This is a genomic window from Vibrio sp. SG41-7 (assembly GCF_014164465.1).
GTDB lineage: Bacteria > Pseudomonadota > Gammaproteobacteria > Enterobacterales > Vibrionaceae > Vibrio > Vibrio splendidus.
The window spans coordinates 1-22,027 of record NZ_JACJFF010000018.1; the positions used below are offsets into that span (position 1 = coordinate 1).

The 22,027-nt window shown below is 45.3% G+C and carries 16 protein-coding genes and 1 pseudogene; 9 read left to right on the forward strand and 8 right to left on the reverse strand.

Annotated elements, in window-relative coordinates; all coding sequences use genetic code 11:
* Positions 1 to 116, forward strand: a pseudogene (locus H5300_RS07185) (IS630 family transposase); the annotation flags it as partial.
* A 209-nt stretch (positions 117 to 325) separates the two neighbouring features.
* Positions 326 to 856: a hypoxanthine phosphoribosyltransferase gene (hpt, locus tag H5300_RS07190; RefSeq protein ID WP_004735452.1), complete on the forward strand. Its 531-nt coding sequence runs from the start codon at positions 326 to 328 to the stop codon at positions 854 to 856.
* Between the two features lie 78 nt (positions 857 to 934).
* Here hpt and can read toward each other — a convergent pair whose 3' ends face one another.
* Positions 935 to 1,594 carry a carbonate dehydratase gene (gene can, locus H5300_RS07195; RefSeq protein ID WP_004735453.1) on the reverse strand — a complete coding sequence of 220 codons (660 nt, stop codon included), beginning with the start codon at positions 1,592 to 1,594 and terminating at the stop codon, positions 935 to 937.
* 287 nt (positions 1,595 to 1,881) lie between these two features.
* Here can and H5300_RS07200 point away from each other — a divergent pair, with 287 nt between their 5' ends.
* From H5300_RS07200 to H5300_RS07210, 3 genes are all read left to right on the forward strand, one after another.
* Positions 1,882 to 3,513 (forward strand): SulP family inorganic anion transporter, encoded by a 1,632-nt coding sequence (locus H5300_RS07200; protein WP_029222729.1) that lies wholly within the window; start codon positions 1,882 to 1,884, stop codon positions 3,511 to 3,513.
* 322 nt (positions 3,514 to 3,835) lie between these two features.
* Entirely contained in the window at positions 3,836 to 4,753 is a 918-nt protein-coding gene (locus tag H5300_RS07205; RefSeq protein ID WP_017087409.1) for an ABC transporter ATP-binding protein, read from the forward strand.
* A 1-nt stretch (position 4,754) separates the two neighbouring features.
* Positions 4,755 to 5,525 (forward strand): ABC transporter permease, encoded by a 771-nt coding sequence (locus H5300_RS07210; RefSeq protein WP_004735456.1) that lies wholly within the window; start codon positions 4,755 to 4,757, stop codon positions 5,523 to 5,525.
* Positions 5,526 to 5,631: 106 nt separating this feature from the next.
* On the opposite strand, the gene panC is transcribed toward H5300_RS07210, so the two are convergent.
* The 7 genes from panC to sfsA all read right to left on the reverse strand — a co-directional run bounded on the left by panC (position 5,632) and on the right by sfsA (position 11,786).
* Positions 5,632 to 6,522, reverse strand: coding sequence for a pantoate--beta-alanine ligase (gene panC / locus H5300_RS07215; RefSeq protein ID WP_017079968.1), 891 nt, complete (start codon positions 6,520 to 6,522; stop codon positions 5,632 to 5,634).
* 8 nt (positions 6,523 to 6,530) lie between these two features.
* Complete coding sequence (gene panB, locus H5300_RS07220; protein ID WP_004735458.1) at positions 6,531 to 7,325, reverse strand: 3-methyl-2-oxobutanoate hydroxymethyltransferase; 795 nt, start codon at positions 7,323 to 7,325, stop codon at positions 6,531 to 6,533.
* Positions 7,326 to 7,347: 22 nt separating this feature from the next.
* Complete coding sequence (gene folK, locus H5300_RS07225; RefSeq protein ID WP_004735459.1) at positions 7,348 to 7,833, reverse strand: 2-amino-4-hydroxy-6-hydroxymethyldihydropteridine diphosphokinase; 486 nt, start codon at positions 7,831 to 7,833, stop codon at positions 7,348 to 7,350.
* Positions 7,830 to 9,185, reverse strand: coding sequence for a polynucleotide adenylyltransferase PcnB (pcnB, locus tag H5300_RS07230; protein ID WP_004735460.1), 1,356 nt, complete (start codon positions 9,183 to 9,185; stop codon positions 7,830 to 7,832). Before pcnB ends, folK begins: the two co-directional genes overlap by 4 nt.
* A 183-nt stretch (positions 9,186 to 9,368) precedes the next feature.
* A complete protein-coding gene (gluQRS, locus tag H5300_RS07235; RefSeq protein WP_182795718.1) occupies positions 9,369 to 10,244 on the reverse strand; it encodes a tRNA glutamyl-Q(34) synthetase GluQRS in 876 nt (291 codons plus the stop codon).
* A gap of 198 nt (positions 10,245 to 10,442) precedes the next feature.
* Positions 10,443 to 10,889 (reverse strand): RNA polymerase-binding protein DksA, encoded by a 447-nt coding sequence (gene dksA / locus H5300_RS07240; RefSeq protein ID WP_017073117.1) that lies wholly within the window; start codon positions 10,887 to 10,889, stop codon positions 10,443 to 10,445.
* A gap of 135 nt (positions 10,890 to 11,024) precedes the next feature.
* Entirely contained in the window at positions 11,025 to 11,786 is a 762-nt protein-coding gene (sfsA, locus tag H5300_RS07245; RefSeq protein ID WP_019350583.1) for a DNA/RNA nuclease SfsA, read from the reverse strand.
* Between the two features lie 34 nt (positions 11,787 to 11,820).
* Here sfsA and hrpB point away from each other — a divergent pair, with 34 nt between their 5' ends.
* The 4 genes from hrpB (at position 11,821) to acnB (ending at position 21,948) form a co-directional block, all read left to right on the forward strand.
* Positions 11,821 to 14,319: an ATP-dependent helicase HrpB gene (gene hrpB / locus H5300_RS07250; protein ID WP_182795719.1), complete on the forward strand. Its 2,499-nt coding sequence runs from the start codon at positions 11,821 to 11,823 to the stop codon at positions 14,317 to 14,319.
* A complete protein-coding gene (mrcB, locus tag H5300_RS07255; RefSeq protein ID WP_182795720.1) occupies positions 14,316 to 16,715 on the forward strand; it encodes a penicillin-binding protein 1B in 2,400 nt (799 codons plus the stop codon). The genes hrpB and mrcB overlap by 4 nt, the downstream gene beginning before the upstream one ends.
* Positions 16,716 to 16,753: 38 nt before the next feature.
* A complete protein-coding gene (locus H5300_RS07260) occupies positions 16,754 to 19,087 on the forward strand; it encodes a patatin-like phospholipase family protein (protein WP_004735524.1) in 2,334 nt (777 codons plus the stop codon).
* A gap of 272 nt (positions 19,088 to 19,359) precedes the next feature.
* On the forward strand, positions 19,360 to 21,948 hold the full coding sequence (acnB, locus tag H5300_RS07265; protein ID WP_102534896.1) for a bifunctional aconitate hydratase 2/2-methylisocitrate dehydratase: 2,589 nt from the start codon (positions 19,360 to 19,362) through the stop codon (positions 21,946 to 21,948).
* Positions 21,949 to 22,027: the final 79 nt, after the last annotated feature.

Below are 22,027 nucleotides of genomic sequence, written 5' to 3' on the forward strand. Positions count from 1 at the left end.
AATTCAGAGAAGCCATCGAGAATTTTTGCATTGTGACTCTACCTGAGATCGCAGACTCTTTGACGTCTCGAATAAATGATAATTTTCAAGTGCTCAAGCCCGCATCTTCAAGTTGATTGGGTATAAAGCGTGATCAGGATTGATGTGAAAGGAAGCGAGTATTGGATAGGGCATCAGCGCACATTTAATTGAGAATCTCACAGTAAATTAGAACCATAAGGTGGTGTGGGTATTTGAGCAGTGCTAGACTTACTCACAAAATTGAGCGACACAACTGACGAAACTGTCAACATTCGTCGCAATCACCAAATAAAATGAGAGCAGTATGAAGCATACAGTTGAAGTCATGATCTCTGAGCAAGAAGTTCAGGATCGAGTGAACGTACTAGGCAAGCAAATCACGGAGCACTATAAAGGCAGTGAAGATCTAGTTTTAGTTGGCTTATTACGTGGATCTTTTGTCTTTATGGCGGATCTTGCTCGTGCTATCGATTTAACTCACCAAGTTGATTTCATGACCGCGTCTAGCTACGGCAACGGCATGGAAAGCTCACGTGATGTTCGTATTTTGAAAGACCTTGATGATGATATCCAAGGTAAAGATGTTCTGCTTGTAGAAGACATTATCGATACAGGTAACACACTGACTAAAGTGAAAGAAATTTTGAGTCTACGTGGCCCTAAATCTATCGAAATCTGTACGTTATTAGACAAGCCTTCTCGCCGTGAAGTGATTGTCGATACAAAGTGGATTGGTTTTGAGATTCCTGACGAGTTCGTTGTTGGTGTTGGTATCGACTACGCACAAAAATATCGTCACCTACCGTACATCGGTAAAGTAGTACCTCAAGAGTAATCACTGCTCTGTAAAGAAAAACAAAAAAGGCTCGCACAATGCGAGCCTTTCTTATATCTATTGGTTAGACGTTAAAGGTTAACCAAGAGTTGGAGACGATAGGATTTTTTCAAGAGCTTCTAAGTGACTATTTTCTAACGTGTCATTACTTGAACAACGAACGCCAAGGTCTTGTAGCTTGCCGTTACCAATACCATAAACTACGCCGTGGATTTCAATATCTTGTCCACGTTCCCATGCGGTTTGCATGATGGTTGAGTTACCAAGGTTATAGACTTGCTCAGCAACGTTAATTTCGCACAACTTGTCACCCCATTGTTCACGAGGTAGAGATTCAATTTGCTTACGGTACTTAAGGTAGTTATCGCGAATGTGGAGTAGCCAGTTGTTGATCAGGCCAAGTTTAGGGTTATCAATCGCTGCATTAACACCACCACAACCATAGTGACCGCATACAATGATGTGTTTAACTTTGAGTACGTCAACGGCGTATTGCACAACGGATAAGCAGTTGAGATCTGTATGAACCACTTGGTTTGCTACATTTCGATGAACAAACAGTTCGCCAGAATACAAACCAGTGAGACGCTCGGCCGGTACTCGGCTATCAGAGCAGCCAATCCATAGAAAGCCAGGGCTTTGCCCTTCTTCAAGCGTTGTAAAATACTCAGGTCTTTGAGATCGAATTTCTTCAGACCATTTAGAGTTGTTTTCAAAAAGCTGTTTAATCTCTGGCATTTTGCGTCTTACATCCCTTCATTAAGAATTGTAACTATACACAATGTTACAAATTCAATCCCGTAAAAACTGCGTCAACACGTACTCATCTGACGTGTTCTAGTCGTTAAGATCATTAACTTAGCACAGAAACTACCATCTGGTTATAAGTCATGAATAATGTGATTGAATTAACACTTTCTGTCTGATTAACTCATTTGTTAAAGTGATAAGGTTTGTCATTTTCATCATCAGGAAGGTGTGTTTTGTTTGGAAGTCGTTTTGCGGATATCAGTCTCAAAGGAGACATGTTTGGCGGTGTCACCACAGCCATCATTTCATTGCCTTTAGCGTTGGCATTTGGTGTTGCGTCTGGTGCGGGCGCGGAAGCTGGCCTTTGGGGCGCCATCATGGTCGGCCTATTTGCCGCCCTGTTTGGCGGCTCAAGCAGCTTGATATCAGAGCCTACCGGTCCGATGACGGTGATCATGACAGCAGTGATGACAAGCATGGTGGCCAAATATCCTGAAACCGGAATGGCAATGACCTTTACCGTGGTCATGATGGCGGGTGCTTTTCAGATATTACTTGGTACCTTAAAGCTTGGAAAATACGTTACTTTGATGCCATATAGCGTGATTTCTGGGTTTATGTCGGGTATCGGCGTTATTCTGATTATCTTGCAGTTATCACCATTGTTAGGACATGCGGCTCCATCTGGCGGGGTGATGGGCACGCTTTCCGCATTGCCTGATACGTTAGCCCATCTGAAAATAAGTGAACTGTTTTTAGGGGCATTAACACTCGGTATTCTGTTTGGCTTTCCGGCTAAATATCGTAAGTATGTGCCCGCTCAACTGGTTGCTTTGGTTGCTGTCACCCTTTTATCCGTCATTATTTTCGATACCGACTCTATTCGCCGTATTGGTGAGATCCCTGCTGGTTTACCCTCTCTCGTTATTCCGACAATCAGTTCTGAACAATTTACGACCATGGTTATTGATGCCTTGGTGCTGGGTACGTTGGGTTGCATTGATACGCTTCTGACTGCGGTTATCGGAGATTCACTGACTCGTAAAGAACATGATTCAGATAAAGAACTTCGTGGCCAAGGCATCGCGAATATGATCTCTGGTTTGTTTGGTGCGCTACCCGGTGCGGGCGCAACCATGGGTACCGTAACCAATATTCAGGTGGGTGCTCGCTCTCCACTTTCTGGTGTTATTCGAGCCTTAGTTTTGGCATTGGTGGTATTGGTTGCTGGTGGCTTAACCGAACCGATCCCTATGGCGGTATTGGCTGGCATTGCGATGTATGTTGGTTTCAATATTCTTGACTGGAGCTTTATCCAGCGAGCACACAAGGTGAGTTATGCCGGCATGGGTGTAATGTACGGCGTGATGCTGTTGACTGTATTCGTGGACTTGATTATTGCTGTCGGACTGGGTGTTTTTATCTCGAACATCCTGATTATTGAAAGATTGAGCCGAGAGCAAGCCAGACAAGTTAAGGCGATCAGTGATGGTGATGATGAAGACGATATCCCATTGACCGATAGCGAACGTCAGCTACTGGATAGTGCCAATGGTAAAGTGCTGTTCTTTTACCTTTCTGGGCCAATGATATTCAGTGTTTCAAAGGCGATTTCACGTCAGCACTCTAGTATCTCTGATTACGAAGCGATGATTCTAGATCTGACAGATGTGCCTATGATTGATGTGACGGTTGGGCTTGCACTAGAAAATGCGATTAAAGATGCGTTGGATGCGCAGTGTGAAGTGTACTTACTGTGTCCGAATGAGAATACTCGTCAGCAGCTAGAGAAATTCCACGTGCTTGATCTTGTGCCGGAATCCAACACTTACCGATTCAGATATGAAGCTCTGACAGCTGCAACAAGCTATGTTGATAGAGATGAACATCAATTTGAGTCAGTCTAATTTTCAGCAATAATCTGACATGAATCAGTGATAGACGCCAAATCTAGTATTGGTGATTAATGCCGTTAAGTGAATAACTTAACGGCATTTTTATGTTTACTGAACACTGAACTGGCCTTTACGTAGCTAATATTCTTGTTCGCTTTCGAAAGAAACCCTCACTCGGTATTTGTATTAATCGTTAATCAACGATAAACTTGTTTGCAAAATGGCCGAGTAAACAAGTTTGGGTTAGTTTTCTGCTAGCTCGTTTTAAGCAATTACTCTCTTCCTCAAGCTTGGTCATCAACATCTTATCTATAGCAAATGGCAGTCTATCTCTATGTATGCATTAGAAATTGAGCAATTAAGAAAAACTTATGCAGGGGGCTTTGAGGCTCTTAAAGGCGTTAGTTTACAAGTAGAAAAAGGCGATTTTTACGCTCTGCTTGGTCCAAATGGTGCAGGTAAATCAACCACCATTGGTGTTATTTCTTCACTGGTTAACAAAACTTCAGGCAAGGTTAAAGTGTTCGGCTACGACATTGATACCGATCTGGAGTTGGCGAAACAGAACTTAGGTCTAGTCCCGCAAGAGTTTAACTTTAACCCGTTCGAAACCGTTGAGCAGATCGTGCTACAACAAGCGGGTTATTACGGTGTGCCAAAAGCACTGGCGAAAGAGCGAGCGAAAAAATACTTATCTCAGCTCGATTTGTGGGAAAAGCGTGGCGAACGTGCACGTAACTTGTCTGGTGGTATGAAGCGTCGCTTGATGATCGCACGTGCACTGATGCATGAGCCTCATTTGTTGATTCTTGATGAGCCAACGGCGGGCGTTGATATTGAACTGCGTCGTTCAATGTGGGGGTTTCTGAAGGAGATCAATGAGAAGCAGGGCATTACTATTATCTTGACGACGCACTACCTAGAAGAAGCGGAAATGCTGTGTCGTAACATTGGTATCATTAACCGTGGTGAGCTGATTGAGAATACAACAATGAAGTCGCTGCTGGGTAAGTTGAGTGCAGAGACCTTTATTCTTGATCTTGAAGAGGGCGCGACTGAACCTAAACTTGAAGGTGTGAATAGCCAAGTGATGGTTAATGGTTCGCTAGAAATCGAAATCGACAAGAACCTAGGTTTGAATACCATCTTTGCTCAATTGAGTGAACAGCAGGTGAAAGTCCTCTCTATGCGTAACAAAGCAAACCGTTTAGAAGAGCTATTTGTGAGTATTGTCCGTGAGGGGAGTAAATAATATGTACAGCCTATATTGGACCGCTTTCTGTAGCTTGTTGACCAAAGAGATCAATCGCTTTACTCGTATCTGGGTGCAAACGCTTGTTCCGCCAGCGATTACCATGACGCTGTATTTCATCATATTTGGCAACTTGATTGGTGCGCGTATTGGTGAAATGAACGGCTTTAGCTACATGGAATACATTGTTCCCGGCCTGATCATGATGTCGGTGATCACTAACTCATATTCCAACGTTGCTTCGTCGTTTTTTAGTGCCAAATTCCAGAAGAACATTGAAGAGCTGCTTGTAGCGCCAGTCCCTAACTACGTGATCATTGCTGGTTTCGTAATGGGCGGTGTGGTGCGTGGCTTGCTAGTGGGTACCATAGTCACCTTCGTATCGCTTTTCTTTGTCGACCTGCAAGTTGACCATTGGGGCGTGATTATTGCGACAGTATTTCTAACGTCGGTTGTGTTCGCTCTGGGCGGCTTAATCAACGCTGTATTTGCACGCACGTTTGACGATATCTCTATTATCCCGACCTTTATCTTAACGCCGCTGACGTACCTTGGCGGTGTGTTTTACTCGATCAGTCTATTGCCTGAATTTTGGCAAGGTGTGTCGAAACTGAACCCAATTGTGTACATGGTTAACGCGTTCAGATATGGCTTCTTGGGCGTGTCTGATGTGGGTATTGTAACGTCGTTTGGTGTATTGGGGGTGTTTATCGTAGCGCTGTATGGCGTTGCACACTATCTAGTGACTAAGGGGATTGGCTTACGTAGCTAACCTTTGGTTAATCTAAGTCATAGGTAAAGAAAAAGGTCGATATAACATCGACCTTTTTTATGTTTTGCGTTTGGTGTTCTTGTTTTGCGTTAAGAGCAGAAGCCGACTATTCAGCCGTTTCTTCTTTTAATTCTTCTTTTGTTTCCGTAACCAAATCTAGAACTTGGTTATCGATAAGACGCGTCTTACCTAGGAAAGCTGACATCAGAATCACAGCTTGAGTCGTTTCTGACGTGATCGCTTGCAGCGTTTTCGCATCACAGATAAAGATCTCATCTGGTTGTAAGTCAGCTGCGCGTAGCTGGTCAGTCGCATCTTCAATCACTGACGCGTAATCATCGCGGCCACCACGAATAGCGCTGCTGATCCAACGCATAGTGCGCGCTAGAACTGGAGCTCGTTGACGCTCGTCAATCGTTAGGTTGCTATTGCGAGAGCTCATTGCCAAGCCATCCATTTCACGAACGGTCGCTACGCCGACAACTTCAATGTCTAACGCTAAATCTGTTGTCATCTGGCGAATAACAGCAAGTTGCTGAAAGTCTTTCTCACCGAAGCATGCAAAGTTTGGCTGAACGATATTAAACAGTTTAGCGACAATCGTTGATACGCCGCGGAAGTGACCTGGACGAGACGCGCCTTCAAGCATGTGAGATATGCCTGGAACTTCAACAAACGTCTGTTTATCTAATCCATCTGGGTACATGACTTCTGGTGTCGGTGTAAACACGAGCTCAACACCTTCGGCTGTTAACTTACTTAAATCAGCTTCTAACGTACGAGGATAGTTGTTCAAGTCATCAGTACGATCAAACTGCATCGGGTTAACAAAGATGCTTACCACAACAATATCAGCCAGTTCACGAGCTTTCTTGACCAGAGTCAGGTGACCTTCATGCAGGTTTCCCATTGTCGGGACAAAAGCAACCGTACGTCCATCACGCTTAAACTGTTTAATCTGCTCACGAAGAGCCGCTATTTCAGCAAAAGTTTGCATAGTTACTCCTAAGCGATTGTATGAGCATCATCAGGGAAACGTGCGCTCTCTACTTCTTCTTTGTATAGAGCGACGGCTTTACGCATATCACCTGTTTCAGCTAGGAAATTCTTAGAGAATTTCGGCATGTAGTTCGCAGAAATACCGAACATGTCATGCATAACCAAGATCTGACCATCGGTAACATTACCTGCGCCGATACCGATAACGGGTACGTCACAAGCTTCTGTAATTCTTTTTGCCAATGAAGCGGGCACACATTCAAGGAGAACGATTTGAGCGCCTGCGTTTTGCAGTGCTAGAGCGTCAGCAACCATTTTGTCGGCTTGCTCGTCGTCACGACCTTGCACTTTGTAACCACCAAAAATGTTCACAGACTGAGGCGTTAAGCCTAGGTGTGCACATACTGGTACGGCACGTTCTGTTAGCATCTTCACAGTATCAACCAACCAGCTTCCGCCTTCGATTTTTACCATGTTCGCACCAGCACGCATCAAGGTTGCCGCGCTCTCACAGGCTTGCTCTGGCGTTGCGTAGCTCATGAAAGGCATGTCAGCCATAAGAAGACAGTTTGGGCTACCTGCGCGCACTGAGCGAGTATGGTAAGCAATGTCTTCAACGGTTACTGGTAATGTGTCGTTATGGCCTTGTAGAACCATACCCAGTGAGTCACCGACAAGCAGAACTGGCATCTCTTGGCTTTCGAATAACTGAGCAAAGCTCGCATCATAAGCTGTCGACGTCGCGAATTTACGGCCTTCACGTTTGCATTTGATCAGGTCGTTAATGGTTACTTTTTTCATTGGTTTTCCTTAATGCGCTTGGCTATTGTTGCCAAACATTGAGCCCGTTCTTATCAACTATTTTGAGTAGTTCTGTCAGCTCAGTCCCATCAGGGAGTTGTAAACTTGGTGCGATTTCAGCAAGCGGGTAAAGTACAAACTCTCGTTCTTTCATTCCGTAATGAGGAACGATTAAGCGCTCTGAATCGATCACCTCATTGCCGTATAACACAATGTCGAGATCCAAAGTTCTTGGCCCCCAACGCTCGTCTTTACGGACGCGCCCTTGCTCTAGCTCGATCTTTTGAGTGCAATCAAGCAGTTCAATTGGCGTTAATTCGGTTTGGATTGCTACTACCGCGTTGATGTAGTCAGGTTGGTTTTGCGGCCCCATTGGAGTGCTACTATATAGCTGAGAGGTCGCAATAAACGTTGATCGCGGTAGGCTTTTTAGCGTTTCGATAGCCAAGTTTGCTTGGCTAACTGGGTCGGCAAGGTTGCTGCCGACCGCAATATAAGCCGTTATCATTCGGACTGCTTACTCTTTTTGTTTCGGTAAGTCTTACGGCGACGATGGCCTGATTTTGATGGTGCTGCAACGTCGTTAGCCATCGCTTGGCGCATGTTGCGGCCTGCGGTCTGATAACGCTCCCACCATTTTGCTAGTTCTTTGGTTTCGCCACCCTCAATCTCGCCACGCATTTCTAGGAAGTCGTAACCAGCACGGAACTTATTCAGTTCCATAAGACGAACAGCACGTTTACCGTTACGACGAGGCAGTCGCAATTGCAGTTGCCAAACTTCACGAACGGTCGCCGTGTGACGACGAGGAATAGCAATAGACTTAACTTGCTGGTCAAGAATGATGTTGCTCGCTTCCATGATCGCATCGTAATGCGCCATACCCTGCTCAGCGACAAGCTTGTCTGCAAGCTTGTTCATTGGGTACCAAAGAATCGCTGCAAACATAAATGCAGGGTTTACTCGCTTGCCATCTTCGATGCGAAGGTCGGTTGAGTCGAGTACTAAGTCAAGCATCTGCTCTGTATGAGAGTCGTAACCTTCCGTGAAGTGCTCTGCAATTGCAGGGAACATCTGTTGGAACAGATTGTATTCACGCATTAGGTGATAGGTTTCTAAACCGTGACCTGATTGAAGTAATTTCAGAGACTCTTCGTAAAGGCGCGCTGCTGGGATATCTTTTAGCAGGTGTGCCAGCTCTTCGATAGGGTCTGCTGTGTCTTCTTCAATATCGAAATCCAGTTTAGCGGCGAAACGCATCGCGCGAAGCATACGTACCGGGTCTTCACGGTAGCGAGTTTCTGGATCGCCAATTAGGCGGATCAGCTTGTCTTCTAGATCTTCCACACCACCCGCATAATCGTGAATGCTGTAGTCTGCAATGTTGTAGTACATCGCATTAATAGTGAAGTCACGACGCTCTGCATCTTCATCAACATTGCCGTACACGTTATCGCGTAGCAGCATGCCTTCATCAGATTGCGCAGATACGTTTTTCGATGGCTCTTGGTGGTGGCCACGGAAAGTTGCCACTTCAATGATGTCACGACCAAACATGATATGTGCTAAGCGGAAACGGCGACCGATAAGGCGACAGTTTCTGAAGAGGTTTTTGATTTGTTCTGGTGTTGCGTTGGTCGCAATATCAAAATCTTTTGGCTGTGAGCCTAATAAGATATCGCGAACACCACCACCGACTAGAAATGCGTCAAAACCCGCACCATTCAGGCGATATAGCACTTTTAGTGCGTTGTCGCTGATCTGCTTGCGTGAAATATTGTGCTCTTGACGAGTATATATATTCAGAGCTAATTCGTGGAATCCGCGTTGTTCGCTTGGGGTATTGTCGTTTGTATTCATTAGTTTAGAACAAAGTAGGTATCGCCAACTTTGTTTTTCTCTTAGTCCAAAGTGGTAGTGCAGAGTTTAATTGCGGCTAATGATAGCTTAGCGCGAGCCATTTGAGAACATCGTCTGCTTAACCACTGCAGTTGGTTATGGCATTTTTATGTGTCGTTTTTGCTATTTACCGTTGGTTTTGAGCTAATCGCTGTGCTCTTTTTGTAAACTATCAGGTAACTGGCTGACGTTCCATTGCTGAGTTCCCCATAACAAAATCTCATCCATTGAAGCCTCACAGAGGGCATGCGGGATACCAAAACCTAAGAATCGCATAGCGTCGAGCAGCGTTGGTTTTGGGTTGTCGAGATCGATCGCGGTGGCATGGTTCTGTTTTGACAGTTTATTCCCCAAGCCATCGGTTGCCAATGGTAAGTGCAAGTAACTCACGGTTTTTTGCTTGAGTGTCTTATACAAACTGATTTGTCGGCCTGTAGGCTCTATCAGGTCAGCGCCTCTTACGACTTCTGTTACCCCTTGATCGATGTCATCAAGGACAACCGCCAAGTTATAGGCAAACAATCCATCTCTGCGTTTGATAATAAAATCTTCTTCAGCCAATGCTTTAGGGATTTGAATCGTACCGTGACGAACATCGTCAAAAGACTCGACTGGAAAGTCCATGCACAAGCGCACGGCTTGTTCGCCTGAATCAATCAAACCTGCGTTTCGGCAGTGACCATTATAAAAGCCACCTAAAGACTTTATCTGCTTGCGTGTGCATTGGCAGTAGTAGGCTTGATTGTCAGCGACCCATTGATCGATTTGAGCTTGATACAAGCCATGACGTTGGCTTTGATAGACGACTTCACCATCCCAAAAGAGATGATAAGCCTCAAGCGTCTTAAGAATGAGGTCTGCAGCGCCGGCCATTTCTCTTGGTGGGTCGAGGTCTTCCATGCGAACTAACCATTGTCCTTGGTTAGATTTCGCTTGAAAGTAGCTACCAAGAGCAGCAACTAGTGATCCAAAATGAAGAGGACCTGACGGTGATGGTGCAAAGCGCCCGATATAATTCATAAGTGAAAAACCTAATCTTGATGGTACCGCAGTAGCCGATTCTTAAGACGTTTATCTATTACTTTGGTTCGTTTAGTCATCGTATTAATACGTACAAACAAGTCAAAGCTGTTGATTTACTATCAAAATCTTGAAATATTCAGCTTGGATAACAAACAAAAAAGGGAGCCAAAGCTCCCTTTTTTACATCCGCAAGAATTAACCTTGCATCTGTTTCTCTTTGATCTCTGCAAGTGTTTTACAGTCAATACAAAGGTCAGCAGTTGGACGAGCTTCAAGACGACGAATGCCAATCTCAACACCGCAAGAGTCACAGAAGCCGAAATCGTCTTCTTCGATCTTGTCTAGTGTCTTCTCAATTTTCTTGATAAGACGGCGCTCACGGTCACGGTTACGTAACTCTAGGCTGAATTCTTCTTCTTGAGAAGCACGGTCAACTGGGTCTGGGAAATTTGCTGCTTCGTCCTGCATGTGGTGCACAGTACGATCAACTTCTTCCCTGAGCTGGTTGCGCCAAGCTGCTAAAATTTTTGTAAAATGTTCCGTTTGCTCAGGTGACATGTATTCTTCACCTGGCTTTGCTTGGTACGGTTCAACACCTGCGATGGCTAGGATGCCTAGCGCTTTTTTCTTAGATTCTGGCATACAGCATCTCCTATTTACACCTAGTCAACTGCAAAGCAGCTAATTTTAAGGCGGGTATCTATAGCAGAAAGAACGAATGGTGGCAAATACTCTTGTTCAAACTTGCAATCAATGTGAATAGTTCAGCATTTTTGCTTAGCTATTGATAAATTCAACAGCTTGTTTTAGTTGTATTTGAGTACTGCTGAGCTCTGCTTTATAGCAAAGCACTTCAACACCAGCGTCTTGTGCTTGTTTAAGTAATAACGAATATTTGGCGTCTATATGGTGTGCCGCAGACACTTTTTCAATACCTGAATGCAAAACAGTGAATAAAAGTACGGCTCTATTTCCAGATTCGACCATTTCTGTGAGTTCACGCAGATGTTTCTGGCCTCTAGTGGTGACCGCATCAGGGAAAAAGCCTTGTCCTTTGGTTGACGTTTTTTGCTTAGTTGATATTTGTTGCTTAGTGGACGTTTGTTGTTCGTCGAGCAAAGTGACGCTTTTTACTTCGATATAGCAAGGCGGCTTTTCGTTATCTTCAAGCAGAATATCAATTCGACTATTCTCACTGCCATATTTCACTTCGGTTCGTAACGCGTTATAGCCTAAGAGTTCAACTATAGTATTATTTTCAATTGCTTCCACTGCCAACTGGTTTGCTCGCGCAGTATTTACACAAATACGGTGACCTTTGTCTGTTTCTGAGATCTCCCAGCTGTTTGGGTATTTTCTTTTTACATTATCTGAGGTTGAGTACCACACCGTATTGCCAGGGGTCGCACATCCCGTCATTGCTCCTGTGTTAGCGCAATGAATAGTACGTTCGCTGCCGTCTGGAAGTTGGATGTCAGTGAGAAAACGTTTATAGCGTTTAATAAGAGTCGCTGGCTCTAATGGAGGATTGAAGTGCATATTACTTATTTAGACAGGTAGGTTTTTATGTACAATGTTGCCAACATTACACCACAAGGTTCTCCCATTGCCACAACTGCCCATAGAAGCTGTGATGCCAGATCTGCTCGCTGGCGTAGAAACACACACTCAACTTATTCTAAAGGCCGCTCCCGGTGCGGGTAAGTCAACATTCTTCCCTTTACAGTTAGTTAAGACCAACGCCGTTCAAGGCAAAATCATTATGCTTGAACCGAGGCGTTTGGCGGCAAGGAATATCGCAACTTACTTAGCCAACCAATTGGGAGAAAAAGTGGGAGAGAGCATAGGTTTTAGAGTTCGTGGTGAATCTAAAACCAGCAGTGCGACTCGCTTGGAAATCGTAACCGAAGGGATTATGACGAGAATGATCCAAACCGACCCTGAATTGACTGGGGTTGATATGGTGATCTTTGATGAGTTTCATGAGCGCAGTATCCATGCAGATACCGCACTGGCCTTTAGCTTGGAGATCCAAGAAGCACTGCGTGATGATCTAAAAGTGGTGGTGATGTCGGCAACCTTAGATCAACACGCGCTGCAATCTTTGTTGCCTGATGCCAAGTATGTTGAATCACAAGGGCGAACTTTCCCGGTCGACTTCCGTTATCAGCCATTAGGCTCGAATGAATATTTAGCTCCTAAGATGGCCAACGTAATTCGTTCTCTGATGGAGAAACAGTCAGGCTCACTTTTGGCTTTCTTGCCGGGTGTCTCGGCGATAAAACAAGTCGAATCTCAACTAGAACAACTCGCCAGCGATATCGATGTGTGTCCTTTGTACGGTCAGCTCAGCTTTCCTCAACAACAAAAAGCGATCGCGCCATCAGACAAAGGGCGTCGAAAAGTGGTGTTAGCGACCAATATTGCTGAGACTTCTTTAACGATTGAAGGCATTCGACTGGTGGTCGACTCCGGGCTTGAACGTGTGGCAAAGTTCGATCTGAAAACCGGTATTACTAAGCTTGAGCAAGTGAAAATCTCGCAATCTTCAGCTGAACAAAGAGCGGGTCGTGCAGGGCGAATCGAAGAGGGCTTGTGTGTTCGCTTGTACAGTGAAACACAGTTGATGCAGCAACCTGCTGTGCCAGAACCTGAGATTCTTCATTCTGATTTGTCTTCGTTGGTGTCTGAATTGACACAATGGGGAGCCGCAAGTGCTGATGAATTGCAATGGTTAGACATTCCACCGAAAGCTTCAACAGAACAAGCCAAGCAACTCTTACAAAACCTGGAACTGTTAGACGGTAATAGTCAATTTACGGCACTAGGAAAACAGGCTCAACGCTTAGGACTTGAACCTCGCATCGCCAGTATGTTGGTTAAAGCGCAGCAAAGCAGCCAAGAGCTACTGAATGTCGCGATTGTTGCTGCCGCTTTACTTGAAGAGCCAGAGCGCAATGTGACGGATATTCAGCATTCGTTGCATCGACTGAAGCAAAGAAAACACTCAAAAAATAGCGTGGTGATGCAGCGAGCGAAAAGTCTCGCCAGCAAACTCAAACATCACTTAGATTTGTCACAAGTTGACGAATCATTGCTACCATTAGTGCTTTGTTTTGCCTTCCCAGACCGAATTGCACAAGTGAGAAGCGCAACCAGCAGTGCTTTCCTTCTTGCGAATGGCCACGGGGCTGAGGTTCGTGACGATGATCCATTGGCGAACAATGACTATATCGTAGTGATTGATTTGATGCGCAGCACAGGGCGAGCCAGTCAAATTTTCTTAGCCACTGCGGTTGATATTGCGCAGCTAGAAGTTGAATTTCCAAAACTGTTTGTGTGTTCCGATTACGCCGATTGGGATGAGAAGCGTGGTCGCTTAGTGGCAGAGCAGCGAGTGTCTTTGGGCAAGTTGATTGTCAGCATCAAAGCTTTACCAGAGCCAGATGCGAATCAGGCGAGCAAAGCGCTACTCAATTATATCGCTCGATGCGGACTGGATCGCTTACATTGGACCCCTTCGGCTAAACAGCTTGTTGAGCGTGTACGCTGTGCAGAGCTTTGGATGCCTGAGCATGATTGGCCAACGATGGATGACGCGAGTTTAGTTGAGCATCTTGATGAGTGGCTGTCGCCGTATTTAAATGGCATTAAGTCGGCCAAAGGGCTGTCGAATGTATCGATTGAACAAGCACTGTCGGCATACCTTGGTTGGCCGTTGAATCAAGAAATTGATCAATGGCTGCCTATCGACTATCTGATGCCGACGGGCAGTAAAAAAGCAATTCGCTACCAGTATCAGTCTGAGCCAGTGATCTCAGTTCGAATGCAGGAAGTCTTTGGTGAACGAGACTCGCCATTGATCGCGCAAGGGCGTAAAAAAGTGGTGCTTGAGCTACTTTCTCCAGCACAACGACCACTACAAATTACTCAAGATTTAGCTGGCTTTTGGGCTGGCGCGTACAAAGAAGTACAAAAAGAAATGAAAGGCCGTTACCCAAAACATCCTTGGCCAGATGACCCTGCTAACCATGTAGCAACCACTAAAACCAAACGACAGTTGAATCGATGATGACCAAAATGTTAACGCCCAAAAAGGCACCACCTAAAAAAGCGCCAGCAAAGAAGTCACTAGCGACCAAAGCCAAGCCTAGAAAGCCAAGAGCAGCAGCGAAAAAGACTAAACCTAAAGCTAAGCCGTCTGGTAAGAGAGGTTGGTTGAAGATCCTGTGGGGCATTTCTTGGAAAGCAGGCTTGGCTCTTGCTGCATTGCTGTTGTTCGTCGGTATTTATCTTGATTCCGTGGTCAAGCAGCGTTTTGAAGGTCAGTTGTTTGATTTGCCAACCGTGGTTTATGCGCGAGTGCTGGACCTGTCTCCGGGAACCCAGGTGAGTTTGGTGCAGGTAAAGAATGAGCTGGATGTACTCAATTATCGTAAGGTGAACGCTCCTCGTCACCCTGGCGAATACTCTTCTTCCTCAACCAAGATTGAAATGATTCGTCGCCCGTTCGAGTTTGTCGATGGACCGGAAGCGGATCGTCATGTGATGCTGCATTTCAACGGTAACGAGTTAACTCGCATTCAGTCGTTAGAGAAGAAAGGCGACATGGGGTATCTGCGTGTTGAACCGAAAATGCTTGGCATGCTTGAAAAAAGTAGCGATGAGCAGCGTCTGTTCTTAAAACGTAATCAGTTCCCTGAGGTGATGGTTGATGCATTGCTGGCAACCGAAGACCGAAACTTCTATCAGCACGATGGGGTATCGCCACTGGCAATCGCTCGTGCGATGGTGGTCAATGTAAAAGCGGGGCGAACCGTACAAGGTGGCAGTACGTTGACGCAACAGTTGGCAAAAAACCTGTTCTTATCTAGCGAGCGCACATTATGGCGTAAGGTTCGCGAAGCCTATATTGCACTTATCTTGGATCATCGTTACAGCAAAGATCGCATCTTAGAAGCTTACTTAAACGAGGTTTATCTTGGGCAAAATGGTGGACAAGCGATTCATGGCTTTGGATTAGCATCTCGCTTGTATTTCGGGCAACCGATTCAAGAACTCCGAATCGACCAACTAGCACTGCTGGTCGGCATGGTCAAAGGACCTTCGTATTACAACCCGGTTCGTTACCCTGAGCGAGCTAAGACTCGACGTGATTTGGTTCTACGTTTGCTGATGCAACAAGACATATTGACGCCGAAACAGTACGAAGAAGCCGCAAGCCGAGACTTGGATATTCAAGATAACCCACGTATTGCGAGCCGTCAGCCCGCTTACTTCCAGCAAGTAAACATTGAGCTTAAGAGATATGTCGGTGACCGATTTGAAGCTCAGAAAGGCATTCGAGTCTTTACCTCTCTGGATCCGGTTTCTCAAGATAAGCTAGAGAAGTCGATTGCTCGTAAAGTGCCTGATTTATCTAAAACGGCAGGTAACAAGCTAGAGGCTGCTGCTATTGCCGTGGATAGAAATACTGGTGAAATTCGTGCGATGGTCGGTGGTAAGCGTACTGGTTACGATGGCTTTAACCGTGCTTTGAATGCGAGTCGTCCTATTGGTTCCTTGGTTAAGCCTGCAATCTACTTAACCGCACTAGATCAACCCCAGAAGTACACGTTGGCGACAACATTGAAGGACACGCCACTGAGCTTGAAAGGCAGTAAAGGCAGCGTGTGGAGCCCAAGAAACTTCGATCGTAAGTTCCGTGGCGATGTGCCCTTGTATGTGGCGCTTTCTAAGTCTTACAACGTACCAACGGTTCGTTTGGGCATGCAGTTAGGTATTGATAGCGTTTCAGATACGATTGGCAAACTGGGTGTCGATAAAAACGAAATTCGTCCAGTGCCATCGATGTTTTTGGGTTCATTCTCATTGACCCCGTTTCAGGTAGCGCAGATGTACCAAACCATCACCAACTCTGGCCGTATCGCACCTTTGTCTGCGCTTCGTTCAGTTGTTGATAACGATGGTGAGGTTCTATATCAGTCGATCCCTCGTGTATCACAAAGCGTTGACCAGCAAGCAGCTTGGTTGACAACTTATGCCATGAAACGTGGTGTGTCTGAAGGTACGGGGCGTTTCCTGCAAGGTCAGTTTGCATGGGCAGGATTAGCCGGTAAAACGGGCACCAGTAATGACAGCCGAGACAGTTGGTTCGTGGGTGTTGATGGTCGCGAAGTCACTACCATCTGGCTAGGGCGCGATGATAATAAGCCGACTAAACTCACGGGCTCTAGTGGTGCGCTACGTGTTTATGCCGATTATCTGAAACATCGAACTCCAGAGCAGTTACTGTTGCCTTGGCCGAATGGCATTACGACGGCAAGTTTTACTCGAACTTCTCAAGGGGCTTTAGAGTTTGACTGTGACGGTACGGTTAAACTGCCGGTTTGGGATGAGAATGGAAACATTAAAAAGGGTTGTGAAAGTCAACCAAAACAGTGGCTAAAAAAGCTTTTTCAGTGGTAAAGTCGTAAAAGAAAAGAATGACAAGGATAGTTTAAAGAATGATTTCTCGTTGGATGGTGAGCGGCTTAGGCATTGTCGGTACTGTGATCAGTTTTCAGCTGTTTGCATCTACTGTGACACCGGTGGAACAATCTCAGCAAGCTGGACAAGCTCATAAAAGACCAACCGTTGCTGTTGTGCTTGCTGGTGGAGGAGCCAAAGGAGCGGCTCACATTGGTGTACTTAAAGCGCTAGAAGAGATGCAAATTCCGGTCGATTATATTACTGGTACCAGCATGGGTTCTTACGTTGGTGGGCTTTATGCGACAGGGATGAGTGCTGATGAGATTGAAAGTTTTATTTATACGGTTGATTGGAATCGCGGCTATCGTGATCGCGTTAACCGTAGTGATCGCCGAGTGCGTGACAAAGAATATGAAGACCGCTACCAACTGAACACCGATCTCGGTTTAGGTTGGGGCGAAATCAAAGCTAGGAAAGGTGTGGTTCAAGGTCAGAATATGTTGCGTATTCTGCGTGAGACCACAGGTAACCTATCTCCACTCGACTCTTTTGACCATCTTGCTATTCCCTACCGTTCAGTCGCAACCGACATTATTGAGCTTGAAGAAGTGGTCATCGACCATGGTCACCTTGTTGATGCGATGATGGCCAGTATGTCAGTTCCCGGCGCGCTTCCCCCTTATGAATTAGATGGCCGAATGCTGGTTGATGGTGGTGTCACCAATAATATGCCAGTCGACGTTGCTAGAGCGATGGGCGCGGACATCGTCATTGCGGTGGATATCAGTACCAATTACAAAGGCAAAGAAGACTTCACGAATTTTCTAGCGGCAGCTGACCAACTCTCTAATTATTTGGTCCAACGCAGCACTCAAGAGCAAGCTGAAACACTGACTGATGATGATGTTTTCCTGCGTCCTGATGTTGGGCAAATGGAGACGACTGACTTTGATAAAATGCCATCGGCTTTCCTCGCGGGCTATGAAGCCGCTAAGCAGCATACTGATGAGCTTTCTAAGCTGTCACTTTCTAACGCGGACTATCAGAAGTATATCGAGCATAAGCAACAAGCTCGAAAGCAGCTGAAACATGGCGATAAGACTGTCGTCGATAGGGTGGTCATCAACAACAACACCCACTATTCAGATAAGTTGATCGAAAACCGCTTAAACCTTGATTCTGGTGAGGTTTTGAAAACCAGTGAAATCGAATCTAAAGTGAAAGATCTCTATGCACTGGATAGATTTGAGTTGGTCACTTATGAATTTGACAACGTTGACGGTGAAGACCAACTTCAAGTCGATGTGAACGAAAAGTCTTGGGGCCCAAACTACCTCAACTTTCGATTCTTTCTTGAAGATGATTTCTCTACTACCAGTCAGTACTCGATCGGTGTCTCTGCCAACTTCACCGATATTAATAAGCATGGTGCAGAGCTAAGAACTAACGTCGAGATGGGTACTGACAAACGAATTGAAGCGGAACTTTACTCGCCCTTCTTTTCGAGTCAAAAACTGTTCACTTCTGCATCGATTGTTTACAGTAAGGAAAATAGAAACTTGTCAGTGGTTGAGGGGGAGGTTGGAGAGCCGACATTAGAGGCGACTACAGACTATGTCCCACTGACTTATAGTGAATATGTCGGTGAATTGGCATTAGGCTATCAACCGACGTTGTGGCAAGAACTGAAATTTGGTGCTCGTTATACTGATGGGGGTTTGGAGGTTTCTTCGCTACCATCTTTTGGTAACGGAGCGTATACACGTATAGGCGGGTTTATTAGTTATCGACTCGATACTTTAGATAATTTTAGTTTGCCAACGGAAGGTTACTTTGTCGATTTAGAATATCTTGTTTCCCATGATGACTTTGAGGACAACACGTCTGGAGATACCCCGGATCTAGGGGCTGAAAGCGATACGGTTTATGAGTTTTCGGCTAATTTCATGGCAGCAAAGAGTATTGAGAAGCATACTTTAGTCGCAAAGCTTGATTACGGTATTGTAGAGAGTAAGAACTCGATTTTTCCAATCGACCCCAAAGAGCTTGGCGGTTTCTTAAACCTGTCAGGTATTCCAAGGAATAGTATGATAGGTCAGAACTTGGCCTACACCAGCCTTATCTATCGTTATAAGTGGTTTGAAAATGACTTCGGCCTCTTTAAATCACCGTTCTACGTAGGTGCATCCATAGAACATGGTGGTGTTTGGTCGAACAATGATTTAACCATTGATGAAGCACCAATGTACACCGCAGGTTCTGTTTTTGCAGGTGTCGATTCGCCAATAGGACCGATCATTTTGGCTTATGGCCGAACTGAAGATAACTATGATTCGGTCTATTTGATTGTCGGTACTTCCTACAAATAATCATGCGTAGAGTAGCCGTTTAACTGCGTAATTAGGCAAAAATAGTGGGACTTTCGTCTTAACTTGCTATGTTGGTCAAAATGATAAGATTTTAATTTAACGTTAAATTTGCTATTCTATCGCCCACAGTTTGGCCTCTATGACGCCGCTCATCAATACAAATTGAATGACAAAAATGGCAATGGAGAGCCAAGTTTCCAAGGATGTTCACTTCTTTATTTTACTAACAATTATGAAGGTAAGAAGTGAACCGCAATGAGAGGAAAAAAGTCGTGCTTGAAGCCTACCGTAAACACGTCGAAGAACGTGCTGCCGAGGGAGTTGTTCCAAAACCACTAGATGCTGAGCAGGTAGCTGGCCTAGTTGAACTTCTGAAGAATCCACCTCAAGGTGAAGAAGAAATCATTCTTGACCTACTAGAAAACCGCATTCCACCGGGTGTAGATGAAGCTGCTTATGTAAAAGCGGGCTTTCTTACGGCTATCACTAAAGGTGAAGTGACATCTCCACTAGTAAGCAAAGCAAAAGCTGCACAACTGCTTGGTACTATGCAAGGCGGTTACAACATCGAATCTCTAGTATCTCTACTAGATGACGCTGAACTTGCTCCAATCGCTGTTAAAGCCCTGTCTCATACTTTACTGATGTTCGATGCGTTCTACGACGTAGAAGAGAAAGCGAAAGCAGGTAATGCTTCAGCACAACAAGTACTTCAATCTTGGGCTGATGCTGAATGGTTTACAGCTAAAGACAAAGTAGCGGAAAAAATTACCGTTAAAGTATTTAAAGTCACTGGTGAAACGAACACCGATGACCTATCTCCAGCGCCTGATGCATGGTCACGTCCTGATATCCCAGTACACGCGAAAGCGATGCTGAAAATGGAACGTGATGGCATTACTCCTGACGAACAGGGTAATGTTGGTCCAATCAAACAGATTGAAGAAATGCAAAAAGACGGCATTCAACTGGCTTACGTTGGTGATGTTGTTGGTACAGGTTCTTCACGTAAATCGGCAACGAACTCAGTGCTTTGGTTTATGGGCGAAGATATCCCATTCGTACCAAACAAGCGTACTGGCGGTGTTTGTCTTGGTGGTAAAATTGCACCAATCTTCTACAACACAATGGAAGATTCAGGCGCACTACCCATTGAACTGAACGTACAAGACATGAACATGGGCGATATCATTGATATCTACCCGTACGAAGGTGTTGTTCATAAGAACGGTTCTGTGATTTCAAACTTTGAACTAGGCAAAGTTTTGCTAGACGAAGTTCGTGCTGGTGGCCGTATTCCACTGATCATTGGTCGTGGCCTAACAGGTCGTGCTCGTGATGCTCTAGGCCTAGCTGAAACAGACCTGTTTGCTAAACCAATCGATCCTTCTGCTTCTGATAAAGGCTACACGCTAGCTCAGAAGATGGTAGGTAAAGCGTGTGGCGTTGAAGGTGTACGTGCTGGTCAGTACTGTGAACCTAAAATGACGACAGTGGGTTCTCAAGATACTACGGGTCCTATGACTCGTGATGAACTTAAAGATCTGGCGTGTCTTGGTTTCTCAGCAGACCTTGTAATGCAGTCTTTCTGTCACACATCTGCATACCCTAAACCGGTTGATGTAAACACTCACCATACGCTACCTGATTTCATCATGAACCGTGCGGGTGTTTCACTTCGTCCGGGTGATGGTGTTATCCACTCATGGTTAAACCGTATGCTTCTTCCTGATACTGTAGGTACAGGTGGTGACTCGCATACTCGTTTCCCTCTTGGTATTTCATTCCCTGCGGGTTCTGGCTTGGTCGCATTTGCGGCGGCAACAGGCGTTATGCCTCTTGATATGCCTGAATCTATTTTGGTTCGCTTTAAAGGTGAAATGCAACCGGGTATCACGTTACGTGACCTCGTACATGCCATTCCACTTTACGGTATCAAGCAAGGTCTACTAACTGTTGAGAAAGCAGGTAAGATCAACGAATTCTCTGGTCGTGTACTAGAAATTGAAGGTGTTGAACACCTGTCTGTAGAGCAAGCATTTGAGCTTTCTGATGCATCTGCTGAGCGTTCAGCTGCAGGTTGTACTGTTAAGCTGTCTCAAGAGTCTATCGATGAGTACCTGAACTCGAATATCGTTATGCTTAAGTGGATGATTGCTGAAGGTTACGGTGATGTTCGTACGATTGAGCGTCGTATCACGGCAATGGAAGAGTGGGTAGCGAATCCTGAGTTGCTATCTGCTGATTCAGATGCGGAATACGCGCATGTTATCGAGATTGATCTTGCTGATATTGACCAACCAATCCTATGTGCGCCAAACGATCCAGATGATGCTCGTCTTCTTTCTGATGTTCAAGGGACAGAGATTCAAGAAGTGTTCATCGGTTCTTGTATGACCAACATTGGTCACTTCCGCGCTGCAGGTAAGATGTTAGAAGAGTTTAACGGCTCACTTAATACTCGCCTATGGGTTGCTCCGCCAACGAAGATGGATAAAGACCAACTGACAGAAGAAGGCTACTACGGCATCTTCGGTCGTGCTGGGGTACGTATCGAAACTCCGGGCTGTTCACTATGTATGGGTAACCAAGCTCGTGTTGCTGATGCTTCGACGGTTATGTCGACGTCAACGCGTAACTTCCCGAACCGTTTGGGTAATGGTGCGAACGTTTACCTAGCTTCTGCTGAGCTTTCTGCTGTTGGTGCGATTCTTGGTCGTATCCCAACGAAAGAAGAGTACCTAGAGTACGCTGAGAAGATCAATGCAACCGCTGCTGATACATACCGTTACCTGAACTTCCATAAAATGGGTCAGTACACGGAAAAAGCAGATACCGTTATCTTCCAAGAACCAGCTTAGTTCCTCGTTATATTTGTAGCTGCAGCGTTGTTGACTGCGTACGTTCACCCTAATCACATAGAGCTTCTATGCTCATAGG

Excerpts from the sequence above, each read along its gene's own strand:
- pcnB (WP_004735460.1), bottom strand. The coding sequence starts at position 9,185 with ATGAATACAAACGACAATACCCCAAGCGAACAACGCGGATTCCACGAA.
- H5300_RS07205 (WP_017087409.1), top strand. The coding sequence starts at position 3,836 with ATGTATGCATTAGAAATTGAGCAATTAAGAAAAACTTATGCAGGGGGC.
- panB (WP_004735458.1), bottom strand. The coding sequence starts at position 7,325 with ATGAAAAAAGTAACCATTAACGACCTGATCAAATGCAAACGTGAAGGC.
- mrcB (WP_182795720.1), top strand. The coding sequence starts at position 14,316 with ATGATGACCAAAATGTTAACGCCCAAAAAGGCACCACCTAAAAAAGCG.
- folK (WP_004735459.1), bottom strand. The coding sequence starts at position 7,833 with ATGATAACGGCTTATATTGCGGTCGGCAGCAACCTTGCCGACCCAGTT.
- H5300_RS07210 (WP_004735456.1), top strand. The coding sequence starts at position 4,755 with ATGTACAGCCTATATTGGACCGCTTTCTGTAGCTTGTTGACCAAAGAG.
- hpt (WP_004735452.1), top strand. The coding sequence starts at position 326 with ATGAAGCATACAGTTGAAGTCATGATCTCTGAGCAAGAAGTTCAGGAT.
- panC (WP_017079968.1), bottom strand. The coding sequence starts at position 6,522 with ATGCAAACTTTTGCTGAAATAGCGGCTCTTCGTGAGCAGATTAAACAG.
- can (WP_004735453.1), bottom strand. The coding sequence starts at position 1,594 with ATGCCAGAGATTAAACAGCTTTTTGAAAACAACTCTAAATGGTCTGAA.
- dksA (WP_017073117.1), bottom strand. The coding sequence starts at position 10,889 with ATGCCAGAATCTAAGAAAAAAGCGCTAGGCATCCTAGCCATCGCAGGT.
- H5300_RS07200 (WP_029222729.1), top strand. The coding sequence starts at position 1,882 with ATGTTTGGCGGTGTCACCACAGCCATCATTTCATTGCCTTTAGCGTTG.
- hrpB (WP_182795719.1), top strand. The coding sequence starts at position 11,821 with ATGTTGCCAACATTACACCACAAGGTTCTCCCATTGCCACAACTGCCC.
- gluQRS (WP_182795718.1), bottom strand. The coding sequence starts at position 10,244 with ATGAATTATATCGGGCGCTTTGCACCATCACCGTCAGGTCCTCTTCAT.
- sfsA (WP_019350583.1), bottom strand. The coding sequence starts at position 11,786 with ATGCACTTCAATCCTCCATTAGAGCCAGCGACTCTTATTAAACGCTAT.
- H5300_RS07260 (WP_004735524.1), top strand. The coding sequence starts at position 16,754 with ATGATTTCTCGTTGGATGGTGAGCGGCTTAGGCATTGTCGGTACTGTG.